Genomic DNA, 12,397 nt, shown 5'->3' with positions numbered 1-12,397 from the left:
CTCCTTGGCGGGTAGGGGCCCGGCGAGGTTAAGCAAGGTTTTCCAAGGAAAGGGCCTCGATGCAGGTAGGCGCTTTCCTAAAGCGTTCAGGAGGTCGCCGCGTCTTCAGAAGAACGCGTCGACCCGGAAATAGATCGGGTGCTCGCGCCGCTCGATGGCGCTGGGCCGCTCCAGCGAGCGGGCGAAGCCGACGCTGGCGGCGAAATAGCGGCCGCGGGCATCCAGTTCGATGGCGTTGCCGCTCATGCGCCCGCTGGCGCCGTCGTTGTAGCGGTCGTGGCGGATCACGCCGACGTCGTAGGCGAAGGCCACGCCGTATTCCTGCAGCCAGGGCCGCAGCGGCGCCCACTCCACCGCGCGCCGCCAGCGCAACTGGTTGCGCCAGTAGCCGCCGCTGTCGCCGGTCAGGGTCTGGTCCTTGAAGCCGCGCACCGAGCTGTTGCCGCCGAGGCTGATGCGCTGCGGGCTGAACAGCACGTCCTCGCTCCTCTGCCCGGTGGCCAGGCTGTCGAAGCTGAAGCGCTCGCCCCATAGCTGGAACGGCTGCAGGTAGCTGAGGGTCAGGCTGTACTTGTCGTAGCGCGCATTCGGATCGCCCGCGTGCGGGTGGCCGCGACCCTGCGCGCCAAGGGCGCCGATGCCCTGCTGCCAGCCGAGGTCGAGGTTGACGAAGCCACTGCCGATCCGCCGGCCATGGTTGAAGCCGAGCTGGGTCTCGGTGATCCGCGTGCTCTGGTCTTCCAGGCGGGTGTCTTCGACATAGTTGTTGGTGCGCTGGTGGCTGAGCCCCAGGCTCATGGCGGTCTTGCTCACACCGTCGCGGTGCAGCACGCGTTCGGCGCGGAACTGGTGGCTGCGGCTGTCGCCATCGAGCTTGAAGGGGAAGCCGCTGGCCTCGTTGCGCGTGCGGTAGTCGCTCTGGCTGTAGCCGTAGGTGAAGGTCCACCAGCCCCAGGGCAGGCTGTAGAACAGGCTCTGGCTGTCGGAATGGCGCCAGCGGTCAGTCACCGCGTCGCGGTTGGCGCGCAGGTTGAGCTGGTCGGCCAGGCCCAGCGGGCTGTCCCAGTCCAGGCCCAGGCCCATCTGCTGCTCGCCGGTGCTGACGTCGCCGTCGTTGTTGCGCGTGGCGGAGACCCGCCAGGGCTTGTCGCGCTCGCCCTTGAGACGCACCCGGCTGCCGCCGACCTCGCTGCCGGGCACCAGCTCCAGTTGCGCCTGGCGCGACGGCAGGCGACTCAACTGGTCGACCAGTTGCTCCAGTTCGCGCAGGTCGAGCAGCTCGCCGGTCCTGCCCGGAAAGCTCATCGCCAGTTCGCGCGGGCTGGCCAGCGCGGAGCTGTCCAGGCCCTCCAGGCGGCCTTCGACGACGATGATGCGCAGGGTCCCGGAGGCCAGGTCCTGCTGTGGCAGGTAGGCGCGGGTGGTGACGTAGCCGCGATCCAGGTAATGGTCGGTGACGGCCTTGAGCAGCGCATTGAGCTGGCCGACGCCCAGGCAGCGCCCCTGGTAGGGCGCCAGCAGTTGGCGACGCGCGCTTTCGCCGAGGTGCCCGGCGCCCTCCAGCTCGATGCGGCGGATCTCGAAGCAGCGCTCGTCGTCGCCGGAGGCATCCGCAGCGGCGGGCGCTCCCTTGCCGGGCAGTTGCTGGAGTTCCTCCAGGCGCTTGCGCTGTTCGTCCAGCAGGCGCTGCTGGCGGTCGCGGATCAGGTCGCGGTCGCCGGGGGAGGTGAAGGGGGCGGCGCTGGCAAGCAGCGGCAGTAAAACCAAGCCAGCGACAACCGCTCGATAGCTAGAACGCAACATCCGATGTCCTGCGAGTTCCCTTCAATATCCACCGCATAGCTAAACGACATGGGCGTGTTGAGGGGGGATTAGTCCAAAAGTAGGAATGCTAATCCAAACAGGGACAGGAGGGAATGGCACTTTGCCTTCATTGCGTCGTCCTGGCTGTACGGACGTTTCAGGATCGATGCGATGTCGTCATTTTCGTAATGGGAAGGACCTATCGGTCTCCAGGCAGCGCTCGGCCGGGTTCTGGTGAGCTGATTATTTGCGCTCGTGGCCCGGCAGAAAGAAGCCCCGCCAAGGCGGGGCTGCTTTGACGCAGACTCGAATTCACTTCACCGGCAGGTCCTTGCCCCACAGGCGCACCGCCTTGATCCCTTCCGCGCCGCCTTCGAAGACGAAGGTCTGGCGGATGCCTGCCTTGGCCGGAACGGTGACGTCGTCGGGGTTGGCGAGGGCGACCAGGGCGTTGGAGTAGCCGTCGTTGTCGATCACCAGCAGCGCGCCGGTCTGGGTCAGGTTGATCAGGCGCACGGTGGCGTCGCTGTCGTTCTTGAAGCCGAGGGTGACGGCCAGTTGCTGGTCGCGCGGCTCGGTCTTGAGCACTTCGACCTGGCCGATCTCGGCGAAGCCGGCGTTGTCGGAGACCACCTTGGCGCCATCAGCGCCCTGGGCCGACTGGCGGCCGCTGGTGATGCCCTCGCTGACCCCGCCGAGGAGGTTCTTGCCAGTCTCGATGGCCGAGGACACCGCGGCCTTGGCCGCATCCTTGACCGAGCTGCCCTCCTCCGCGGCCACGGCGCTGCCGGCGGCCAGGGGCAGGAGCAGTCCCAATGCGGCGATCCTTGCGTTCATTCGTCCATCCTCTGGTGGTGTGGGAGGCAGCCAGACTAACAGCCGTCTAGCGGCCGTTCCAGTGGCGCGCCCGGCGCTTGCGCCACCAGATGTAGACACCGGTCAGCGACAGCCCGGCGATGGCCAGGCCGAGGGCGGCGATGGCGATGCGTCCCGGCAGGCCGGCGATGCGCCCGCCGTGGATCGGGTACTGCAAGCGGTAGAAACGCTCTCCCCAACTGCCCTGCCCGGCGACTTCCTGGCCTAGCAGGCGGCCGTCGCTGCCGTGGAAGAACAGCCAGGACTTGCCCATGGGGTCGTCGTGGTCGCCGAAGCCGGCGCCGAAGAAGTTGTATTCGAAGCTGTAGTACAGCTCGCCGATCGGCTCGGCGATGCCCAGCCGCGCCGCTTCGACGCTGGCCAACTGGAAGGTGCGGTCGTAGTCCAGGCGGGTCTCCCCCAGTTGCTCCCTGGGCAGCCGCCCGCGCGCCTCGTAGACGCTCGGTTCGATCGGCGAGAACAGCGATACCAGCGGCTTGAACACCTGGCTCGGCAGGTTCAGGGCGACGCTGCTCAGCGCCACCGGCGCCAGCAGCAGCCAGAGCCAGAGGCCGCCGGCGCGATGCAGGTCGAAGTTGAAGCGGTAGGCGTTGCCGCGCTTGATCTTCCAGGCTGTCGTCCACTTGCTCCAGAACGGCCGGCCGCGCGGCAGGGTCAGCCAGGCGCCGACGAAGCAGTCGAGGAACCAGAACATCGCCACCCCGCCCATCAGGTACAGGCCCCAGTTCCCCGGCAGGGTCAGGTTGTGGTGGAACTCCAGGACCCAGGGAACCAGGTTCGCCGGCTGGAAGCAGCAGGCCGCCCAGAGGCGCTTGCCGACTTCCTCGCCGCTGACCGGGTCGAGGTAGAACACGTCGTGCTCGACCTTGGCGCCGGCCTCGCGCGGCACGGTGGCGAGCAACGCCGGATGCCCGCCCGCCTCGGGATACTCCATGTACCACACCAGTTGTCGCGGATAGCGTGACTCGACGCGTTGCACCAGGCTGCCCGGGGAAAGGCGCTCGCCGCCCTCGCCCACGGCGTAGAAGCCGGGGTTCAGCCATTCGTCGATTTCATGATGGAAGGCCAGCAGGCTGCCGGTGAGACCGGCGAGGAAAAGGAACAGCGCGGTAGCCAGACCGACATAGCGGTGCAGCAGGACCAGGACGGGGCGCATGGGGGCTCCAGGTAACCAGGGTACGGCCGGCGACGCCGGCGAATGCCCGGCGCGTACGTCGCGCGCCGGGCTGCTTGGCCGGTACCGCGGCGCTGGCGCCGGGGCCCGGGTGGACGGTCAGAACTGGTAGTTCACCGTCGCGGTGACGTTGCGCTTCTCGCCGAAGTAGCAGAAGTCCAGGCTGTAGCAGGACGCCACGTAGTCCTTGTCCAGCAGGTTGTTGGCATTGAGGCTGACGTCCAGGCCTTTCAGGCCGAGCTTGCCGAGGTCGTAGCCGATCCGCGCGTCGACCAGGGTGTAGTCCGGCACCCGCAAGGTGTTTTCCTTGTCCGCCCAGGTCTCGCCGACGTAGCGCGCGCCGCCGCCGATGCTCAGACCGCTGAGCGGGCCGGCGTCGAAGGCATAGTCGGCCCACAGCGAAGCCATGTGCTTGGGCGCCTGGTTCGGCGTATGGCCCTGGTTGCCGTCCAGCGACTTGGTGTAGGTGATGTCGGTGTAGGTGTAGCTGCCGAGCAGTTTCAGGTTGTCGCTGAGCTGGGTATGGGCCTCCAGTTCGAGCCCCTGGGAGCGCACTTCGCCGACCGAGGTGTAGAAGTTGTCCTGGGGTTCCTTGGAGGCGACGTTTTCCTGGGTGATATGGAACAGCGAGGCGGTGTAGAAGCTGTTGCTGCCCGGCGCCTGGAACTTCAGGCCGAGTTCCCACTGCTTGCCCTCGGTGGGCGCCAGGGGCGTGCCGGAGGCGTCGGAATAGGCGTTCGGGTTGAACGACTCGGAGTAGCTGACGTAGGGCGCCAGGCCGTTGTCGAACAGGTACAGCGCGCCGATCCGCCCGGTGAATTTCTCCCAGTCGTCGTCGGCCTTGCTGCCGGTGCTGCGGTTCTTGTCGGTGACGCTGACCCAGTCCTGGCGCAGGCCGAGCGAGAAGCGCCACTGGTCGATGTCGATCAGGTCCTGGAGGTAGACGCCGGTCTGCTCCAGGCGGCGGGTGTGGTTGTCGTCCGGGAAATAGCTGATGGCGTCGTCGCCGTAGACCGGGTTGAACGCGTCCAGCGCCGAGGCCGAGCCGGAACGCCAGTCGACCACGGTGCGCCGGCGCTGGTAGTCGAGGCCGGTGAGCAGGGTGTGGCGCGCCGCGCCGGTGGCGAATTCGGCCTGCAGCATGTTGTCGACGATATACGCCTGCAGGTGCTCGCGGGCGCCGCTGAAGTAGCGGTTCAGCTTGTTCGGCTCGCTGGCGCTCCAGCCGTAGGCGTAGACCTGCGACAGGTCGACGTCGGAGTCCAGGTAGCGGAAGTTCTGCCGCGCCGACCAGACGTCGTCGATGCGGTGCTCCAGCTGGTAGCCGAACATCCGCTGGGTGCGGTCGAAGTCGTCCTTGCTCGGCTCGCCATCGAAGAACTCGCGGGAGATGTGCCGGCCGTTGTGGTGCGACAGGGTGCCGTCGGCCGGTACGCCGCCGTGGTAGCCCCCGTTGGGATCGTGTTGCAGGTAGCCTTGCAGGGTCAGGGTGGTGTCGTCGCTGAAGTCGATGGCCAGGGTCGGGGCGATGGCGTAGCGCTCCTCCTTGACGTGATCGAACTGGGTGTCCGAGCCCTTGCCGAGACCGATCAGGCGGTAGGCGATGCGCTTCTCCTCGTCGAGCGGCCCGCTGAAATCGAAGCCCATCTCCTTCTGGCCCATGTTGCCGATGCTGCCGGTGATCTGGCGGTAGTCCTCGTACAACGGCTTCTTGCTGGTCAGCGCCACCAGGCCGCCCGGCAGGCTACGGCCGTAGAGCACCGAGGACGGCCCCTTGAGCACATCGATGCGTTCGAGGAAGTACGGGTCGACCTGCATCGAGCTGAAGGTACCGCTGTCGCCCATGGCCTTGAGACCGTCGAGGTAGATGTTGTCCACGCTGTTGTCGGCGAAGCCGCGCATCACCACGTAGTCGTAGCGGTTGGAGGCGCCGACCTGGCCGGTGAAGATGCCGGGGGTATAGCGCATCGCCTGCTGCACGGTCTTGGAGGCGGTGTCGTCGATCTGCTCGCGGGTGATCACCGAGACGGTCTGGCTGGTTTCCAGCAGCGGCTTGCTGGTCTTGGTGGCGATCTGGCTATGGGTGGCCAGGTAGCCATCGGTGCTGCCCAGGTTGTTGCCGAGGGCGAAGACCTCCACCGCCTGCATGTTCAGCACATCGCCGTCCTTTGCCGGCGCCTCGCGCAAGACGAAGCTGCCGTCGCCCTGGTCTTCCGCTTCCAGCGGGGTGTCGGCGAGCAGCCGGGCCAGGCCCTGCTGCACGGTGAAACTGCCGCGCAACCCCTGGGAGCTGTAGCCACCGGTCTGCGCCGGAGTGGCCGAGAGGGTGATGCCGGCTTCGCGGGCGAAGCGGTTGAGCACGTCGCCCAACTGTCCGGCGGGGATCGCATAGGGCCGCGCCTGTTCCGCCGCCGCTTCGGCGGCCGAGGCGCAGAGCGGCGCCGCGCCGGCCGCCATGGCCAACGACAGCAGGGCCGCGCGCACCGAACGGCTCAGGCGCGAGGCGCGGGGGAAATCGAGGGACGACGGGGCATTGCGGAGGACGACGGCGGTGGCGGTCATGAACGGGATCCGTTGGAGTCGTTGAAGGGTGTTCAATCGGTAAAGCCGGACCAGTCGCGGAAAGCCGACAAAAATAATGAAAATAATTTTCAGTGCGTTTCGCTCCGGACGAAAGCAAGCGTCCACGCGGCCGCCGGCGCGACTCAGGCGGCGACCACCCTCACCCACCAGCGGGTATGTCGCTGCAGGCGCACCGGCAGGGTCCGCGCGAGCACCTGCAGCAGCTTGTCGGTGTCGTCCAGGCGATAGACCCCGGACAGGCGCAGGTCGGCGACCTCCGCGGCGCAGCCGAGGTAGCCGTTGCGGTAGCGGGCGACCTCGGCGAGGAAATCGGCCAGGCGCATGTCGCGGGTGACGATGAGGCCATCGGCCCAGGCCACGGCGTCCATCTGCGGCCGTTCGAGGCGCCGCACGCCGTCGGCGGCGATCCGATAGCTCTGCCCCGCCTCGGCCACCGGAGCCTGCAGCGGACGCGCGCCGAAGGCATCGATGCGCACCGAACCCTCGCTGACGCTGAGACAGGTGGCGGCATCTTGCAGGCGTACGTTGAAACGGGTGCCGAGGGCCTCGAACAGCCCTTGCGCGGTACGTACCCGCAGCGGCCTGTGCGTGGGCGATTGCGTATCGGCGCCGCTGGCGAGGAAGATCTCGCCGCGGGCGAGGAGAATCAGGCGCTGGCCGGCGTCGTAGCGCACGTCGACCGCGCTGTCGGTGTTCAGTTGCAGGCGGGTGCCGTCGACCAGCTCGATACTGCGCCGCTCGCCGGTGGCGGTGCTGTAGTCGGCGCTCAGGCGCTGCCAGGGCAGGCTATCGCGACCGACCCAGGCCACGGCGCCGCCGGCCACCAGCAACGACAGCAGTTTCAGCGCCTGGCGCCGCTGCAGGCGCTGCGCGCTACTGTCCAGGGTGCCGTAGGCGACCCCGCCGGGCAGCGCCTTGAAGCGTCCTTGCAGTTCTTCGTTGAGCGCGCTGACCTGCTGCCAGGCCCGCTCGTGCTCGCCGTGCTCCGCGCGCCAGGCCGCGCAGGCGCGCTGCAGGCGATCGTCGGCCGGCTGCGAGCGCAGGCGGACCAGCCAGTGGATGGCCTGCCTGACCACCGCTTCGTCGACCCTACCGCGCGTCCCGTCCACGGCTCCGCTCATTCGCCGTAGCGCAGCAGGTAGCAGTGGTACAGCGCCTCGGCCACGTAGCGCTCGACGCTACGCTGGGAAACCCCCATGCGTTCGGCGATCTGCCGGTGGCTGAGGTCTTCGCACTGGGCCAGGAGGAAGGCGGTGCGGACCTTCGGCTTGAGCCCTTCGAGCATCCGCGAGATTTCCTCCAGCAGTTCCAGCACCAGTTCCCGCGCCTCGGGCGACGGCGCCTGTGCCTCGGGCAGGTGGGCGATGCTTTCGAGGTAGGCGCGCTGCAGTTCCTCGCGACGCCAGTGGTCGATCACCAGGCCGCGGGCGATGGTCCGCAGGAACGCGCGCGGCATGCCGATCTCGCGCAGTTCGCGCTTGAGCAGGATGCGCAGGAAGGTGTCCTGGGCCAGGTCCGCCGCGTCCGCCGCGCAGCCCAGCTTGCCGCGCAGCCAGTTCTGCAACCAGCCATGGTGCTCGCTGTACAGCGCATGCATGGCGCGATGGTGGGCGCTGAGAAGGATCGGGGCGGACATGGGAAAGTCGGGGCGACACATGAATGATAATGAATCGCATTGTCGAGAAGCCGCGGCCTTTTTGCAATAGCACCCGCCGGCCGGCGCCCTACTCGGCCGCCGCGCCTTCGCGCAGGCAGGCCAGCAGGTCTTCGCTGGCACGGTCGCGGTGCGGTTCGTCGCGCCAGCACATGCCCACCGCGCCCTCGCCGGGAATCTCCAGCGCCAGCCTGGCCACCAGGCCGAGCCCGGCAAGGTGCTCGACCACCCGCGCCGAGCCGATGGACAGCATGTCGCTGCCACGCAACAATTCGATGTTGGCCAGCATCGACGATGACTCCAGGCGGTAGGCCGGCGGCTGCCGGCCGCCCTGGGTCAGGGCCATGTCGAGCTTGCTGCGGATCGGCGAGCCGGGCGGCCAGACGATCCAGTCGTAGCGCCGCACGTCTTCCCAGTCCAGCGCGGCGGCCTGGGCCAGGGGGTGACCGGGGCGCGCCATCACCACGATCGCCTCGCTGTAGAGCACCTCGCAGCGCAGGCTGGCGCGCGGCGCATAGTTGTCCAGGCGCCCCACCACCACATCGAGCTGGCGTTTCTCCAGCCGCTCGAGAAGGCCGTTCATGGTGCCTTCGAGCAGTTCCACCTGGGCCCCGGGGTAGCGTCCGAGGAACGCCCGCAATGCGCGCGGCACCAGGCTCGGCGCGGAGGCCGGCGACGTGCCGAGGAGCACCCGGCTGCCGCTGCCGCTGCGCATCGCCTCGAGGTTCTGCCGCGCCCGCTCCATCTCGGTGAGCACGCGCTGGGCGTGGTTGAACAGGGTCATGCCATAGGGCGTCGGGCGCAGGCCACGGGCGTGACGCTCGAACAGCGGCGCGCCGACGTCCTCCTCCAGTTCCTTGAGCCACTTCGACAGGCCCGGTTGGGTGGTGTGTGCGGCCCGGGCGGTGCCGCTGAGGTTGCCGGTCTCCATCAGGCTGACCAGCAGTTGCAGGTGTTGCAGGCGCAGGCGGCGGGTCCAGTCCATCGCAAGCCATCCTCAAATACGTATAGGTCGATGTCTAAATATCATTATTCGGTTATGCCTTCACCTCGAATAATGACTACCAGACCGAGGCGGCCCCGCCTCCTCCCGCCGGAGATTCATCGGTATGCATAACGACAATTCCACCGAGAAGCGCGCCGACTTCTATCGACGCATCCGCCAGCAGCACCTCACCCCGCTCTGGGAAGCCCTGCACAGCCTGGTCCCGGCGCAACCCGCCGGCGGCTGCCAGGCGGCGCTGTGGCGCTATCGCGAACTGCGCCCGTTCCTGCTCGAGGCAGGCGACCTGATCAGCGCCGAGGAAGCGGTGCGCCGCGTGCTGGTGCTGGAGAACCCGGACCTTCCCGGCCAGTCGGCGATCACCCCGAGCCTCTACGCCGGCCTGCAACTGATCCTGCCGGGCGAGATCGCCCCCAGCCACCGGCACACCCAGTCGGCCCTGCGCTTCGTCGTCGAGGGCTACGGCGCCTACACCTCGGTGGACGGCGAACGCACCCGCATGGAGCCGGGCGACTTCATCATCACCCCGTCCTGGACCTGGCACGACCACGGCAACCGCGCCGCCGCGGAAGGCGGCGAGCCGGTGGTCTGGCTGGACGGCCTGGACATCCCGATGCTGCGTTTCTTCGGCGCCACCTTCGCCGAGAGCTACGGCGAACCGGTGCAGCCGTTGCGACGTGGCGAAGGCGACAGCCTCGCCCGCTACGGCAGCAACATGCTGCCGCTGCGCCACCAGCCGACGACGCCGACCTCGCCGCTGTTCAGTTACCCCTACGCGCGCAGCCGCGAGGTCCTCGAGCGCCTGGCGCGCCTCGAACGGCCCGATCCCTGGGAAGGCCACAAGCTGCGCTACGTCAACCCGGCCACCGGCGGCTGGGCCATGCCGACCATCGCCACCTGCCTGCAACTGCTGCCGGCCGGCTTCTTCGGGCAGCCCGCGCGCAGCACCGACGCCAGCGTCTATTCGGTGGTGGAAGGCAGCGGCGTGGCGCAGATCGGCGACCGGCGCTTCGCCTTCGAGGCCAAGGATCTGTTCGTCGTGCCCTCCTGGGTCGAGCTGCGCCTGGAAGCCGGCGCCACCGACTGCGTGCTGTTCAGTTTCTCCGACCGCCCAGTGCAGCAGGCGCTCGGCATCCTCCGCGAATCCCGCGAAACCCTCGCCCACTGAAGGACCCGTCCCATGAACCATCTCTTCGCGCCCGAAGCACCCGTCAGCCTCACCATCCATGGCAGCGACCAGACCTTCCCGGTGCGGCGGGTCTACTGCGTCGGCCGCAACTACGCCGCCCACGCCCGGGAAATGGGCTTCGATCCCGAGCGCGAGCCGCCGTTCTTCTTCTGCAAGCCGGCCGACGCGGTGGTCCCGGTCGCCGCCGGCAGCACCCTGGAGCTGGCCTACCCGAGCCAGACCGGCAACTACCACTACGAGATCGAACTGGTGGCGGCGATCGGCAAGGGCGGCTGCGACATTCCCCTGGAGCAGGCCGAGGAACACGTCTGGGGCTACGCGGTGGGCCTGGACATGACCCGCCGCGACCTGCAGATGCGCATGCGCGAGATGGGCCGGCCCTGGGAGATCGGCAAGGCCTTCGACCGCTCGGCGCCGATCGGCCCGCTCTACCCTGCCAGCCAGGTCGGCCATCCGCGCCACGCCGCCATCAGCCTCCAGGTCGACGGCGAGGATCGCCAGCGCAGCGACATCGACCAGTTGATCTGGTCGGTGGCGGAAACCGTCAGCTACCTGTCGCGCTTCTTCGAGCTGCGCCCCGGCGACCTGGTCTTCACCGGCACCCCGGAAGGCGTCGGCGCGGTCGAGCGCGGCGAGCGGATGCTCGGCGCCATCGACGGCCTCGGCGAACTCAGCGTCCGCGTGGTCTGACCCACCGCCCGCGCACGGCGCGGGCCCACCCTGCCCTTCATCCGGGCTGTCGCCACGGCGACGGCCGAGGAACGCTCATGCCTACGCCCGACAAGAACAACAAGATCGACGTCCAGGCCTTCATCGATGCGCAGGCGGTTTCCGCCTTCCAGTTGCGAGTCCTGTCGCTGTGCTTCCTGATCGTCGCCATGGACGGATTCGACACCGCCGCCATCGGCTTCATCGCCCCGGCCCTGGCCCACGACTGGCAACTGAGCCCGGCGCAACTCAGCCCGATCCTCGGCGCCGCGCTGGCCGGCCTGGCCCTCGGCGCCTTCGCCGCCGGCCCGCTGGCCGACCGTTTCGGACGCAAGAGCGTGCTCCTGCTCTCGGTGCTGTTCTTCGGCGGCTGGAGCCTCGCCTCGGCCTACGCCGGTTCGGTGGAAACCCTGGCCCTGCTGCGCTTTTTCACCGGCCTCGGCCTGGGCGGGGCGATGCCCAACGCGATCACCCTGACCTCCGAATACTGCCCGCGCCGGCACCGCGCGCTGATGGTCACCGCGATGTTCTGCGGCTTCACCCTCGGCTCGGCGCTGGGCGGCCTGCTCGCCGCGCGGATGGTCCCGGCGCTGGGCTGGGAAAGCGTGCTGCTGCTCGGCGGCGGCCTGCCCCTGGCGAGCCTGCCGCTGCTCTGGGCATGCCTGCCGGAGTCGGTGCGCTTCCTCGCCCGCCGCGCACCGGACGCGGCGCGCCTGCGGCGCATCCTCGAACGCCTGGGGCGCCTGCCCGACGGCTGGGCCGGACGCCTCGAACTGCCCGCCGACGAGTCCGACGGCACCTCGCCCCTGCGGCAGATCCTCGGCGCCGAGCTGCGCGGCGGCACCCTGCTGCTCTGGGCCACCTTTTTCATGGGCCTGCTGATCATCTACCTGCTGACCAACTGGCTGCCGACGCTGATCGGCGGCACCGGCTTCAGTCTCGGCGAGGCGGCGACGATCAGCGCCATGTTCCAGCTCGGCGGCACCCTCGGCGCACTCCTCCTGGGCAGCGCCATGGATCGCTTCGACGCGCACCGGGTGCTGAGCCTGGCCTACGTCGGCGGCGCCCTGTTCATCCTCGGCATCGCCAGCCTCTACCACAGCTTCGCCCTGCTGGCGCTGTGCGTCGCCGGCGTCGGTTTCTGCATCAGCGGCTCGCAGGTCGGCGCCAACGCCCTGGCCGCCGATTTCTATCCGACCCGCAGCCGCGCCACCGGGGTCAGCTGGGCCCTCGGCCTGGGCCGCATCGGCTCGATCGTCGGCTCCCTCAGCGGCGGCGCCCTGCTCGGCCTGGGCCTGGGCTTCAGCGGCATCCTCGCCCTGCTGGTGATCCCGGCGCTGCTCGCCGCCGTGGCCGTGCATCGCCTGGGCCGGCGCCGGGCCAGGCCTTCTTCCGTCACTCTCTGAA

The 12,397-nt window shown here is 68.8% G+C and carries 10 protein-coding genes; 3 read left to right on the top strand and 7 right to left on the bottom strand.

Annotated features, from left to right (window positions below; translation table 11 throughout):
* Nucleotides 1–105: 105 nt before the first annotated feature.
* The 7 genes from tpsB1 to ACYAF3_RS24175 all read right to left on the bottom strand — a co-directional run bounded on the left by tpsB1 (nt 106) and on the right by ACYAF3_RS24175 (nt 9,075).
* Nucleotides 106–1,803, bottom strand: coding sequence for a two-partner secretion system transporter TpsB1 (gene tpsB1, locus ACYAF3_RS24205; RefSeq protein ID WP_004349961.1), 1,698 nt, complete (start codon nt 1,801–1,803; stop codon nt 106–108).
* Nucleotides 1,804–2,115: 312 nt separating this feature from the next.
* Nucleotides 2,116–2,640, bottom strand: a complete 525-nt coding sequence (locus tag ACYAF3_RS24200) for a hypothetical protein (RefSeq protein ID WP_003120098.1) — start codon at nt 2,638–2,640, stop codon at nt 2,116–2,118.
* A gap of 46 nt (nt 2,641–2,686) precedes the next feature.
* Complete coding sequence (locus ACYAF3_RS24195) at nt 2,687–3,835, bottom strand: PepSY-associated TM helix domain-containing protein (protein WP_003113288.1); 1,149 nt, start codon at nt 3,833–3,835, stop codon at nt 2,687–2,689.
* Between the two features lie 117 nt (nt 3,836–3,952).
* On the bottom strand, nt 3,953–6,415 hold the full coding sequence (foxA, locus tag ACYAF3_RS24190) for a ferrioxamine receptor FoxA (RefSeq protein WP_003113289.1): 2,463 nt from the start codon (nt 6,413–6,415) through the stop codon (nt 3,953–3,955).
* A 143-nt stretch (nt 6,416–6,558) separates the two neighbouring features.
* Nucleotides 6,559–7,545, bottom strand: coding sequence for an anti-sigma factor FoxR (foxR, locus tag ACYAF3_RS24185; RefSeq protein WP_003113290.1), 987 nt, complete (start codon nt 7,543–7,545; stop codon nt 6,559–6,561).
* 8 nt (nt 7,546–7,553) lie between these two features.
* The gene (locus ACYAF3_RS24180; protein ID WP_003120096.1) at nt 7,554–8,072 is read right to left on the bottom strand and encodes a sigma-70 family RNA polymerase sigma factor; all 519 of its coding nucleotides are present in this window, start codon (nt 8,070–8,072) and stop codon (nt 7,554–7,556) included.
* A gap of 88 nt (nt 8,073–8,160) precedes the next feature.
* A complete protein-coding gene (locus ACYAF3_RS24175; protein ID WP_003089777.1) occupies nt 8,161–9,075 on the bottom strand; it encodes a LysR family transcriptional regulator in 915 nt (304 codons plus the stop codon).
* Between the two features lie 124 nt (nt 9,076–9,199).
* Here ACYAF3_RS24175 and gtdA point away from each other — a divergent pair, with 124 nt between their 5' ends.
* From gtdA to ACYAF3_RS24160, 3 genes are all read left to right on the top strand, one after another.
* Nucleotides 9,200–10,261 carry a gentisate 1,2-dioxygenase gene (gene gtdA, locus ACYAF3_RS24170; protein ID WP_016852839.1) on the top strand — a complete coding sequence of 354 codons (1,062 nt, stop codon included), beginning with the start codon at nt 9,200–9,202 and terminating at the stop codon, nt 10,259–10,261.
* Nucleotides 10,262–10,273: 12 nt separating this feature from the next.
* Nucleotides 10,274–10,972, top strand: a complete 699-nt coding sequence (locus ACYAF3_RS24165; protein WP_003089781.1) for a fumarylacetoacetate hydrolase family protein — start codon at nt 10,274–10,276, stop codon at nt 10,970–10,972.
* 77 nt (nt 10,973–11,049) lie between these two features.
* Nucleotides 11,050–12,396: an MFS transporter gene (locus tag ACYAF3_RS24160; RefSeq protein WP_003139140.1), complete on the top strand. Its 1,347-nt coding sequence runs from the start codon at nt 11,050–11,052 to the stop codon at nt 12,394–12,396.
* The last annotated feature ends 1 nt before the right edge of the window (nt 12,397 follow it).

The sequence above is a fragment of the Pseudomonas sp. TZ252 genome (assembly GCF_056110345.1).
Note: the sequence above shows the minus strand (reverse complement) of the source record. Positions and strands in the feature narration are given on the sequence as shown.

Coding starts and splice junctions, on each gene's coding strand:
- tpsB1 (WP_004349961.1), bottom strand. CDS start 1,803: ATGTTGCGTTCTAGCTATCGAGCGGTTGTCGCTGGCTTGGTTTTACTG.
- ACYAF3_RS24200 (WP_003120098.1), bottom strand. CDS start 2,640: ATGAACGCAAGGATCGCCGCATTGGGACTGCTCCTGCCCCTGGCCGCC.
- ACYAF3_RS24195 (WP_003113288.1), bottom strand. CDS start 3,835: ATGCGCCCCGTCCTGGTCCTGCTGCACCGCTATGTCGGTCTGGCTACC.
- foxA (WP_003113289.1), bottom strand. CDS start 6,415: ATGACCGCCACCGCCGTCGTCCTCCGCAATGCCCCGTCGTCCCTCGAT.
- ACYAF3_RS24180 (WP_003120096.1), bottom strand. CDS start 8,072: ATGTCCGCCCCGATCCTTCTCAGCGCCCACCATCGCGCCATGCATGCG.
- ACYAF3_RS24175 (WP_003089777.1), bottom strand. CDS start 9,075: ATGGACTGGACCCGCCGCCTGCGCCTGCAACACCTGCAACTGCTGGTC.
- gtdA (WP_016852839.1), top strand. CDS start 9,200: ATGCATAACGACAATTCCACCGAGAAGCGCGCCGACTTCTATCGACGC.
- ACYAF3_RS24165 (WP_003089781.1), top strand. CDS start 10,274: ATGAACCATCTCTTCGCGCCCGAAGCACCCGTCAGCCTCACCATCCAT.
- ACYAF3_RS24160 (WP_003139140.1), top strand. CDS start 11,050: ATGCCTACGCCCGACAAGAACAACAAGATCGACGTCCAGGCCTTCATC.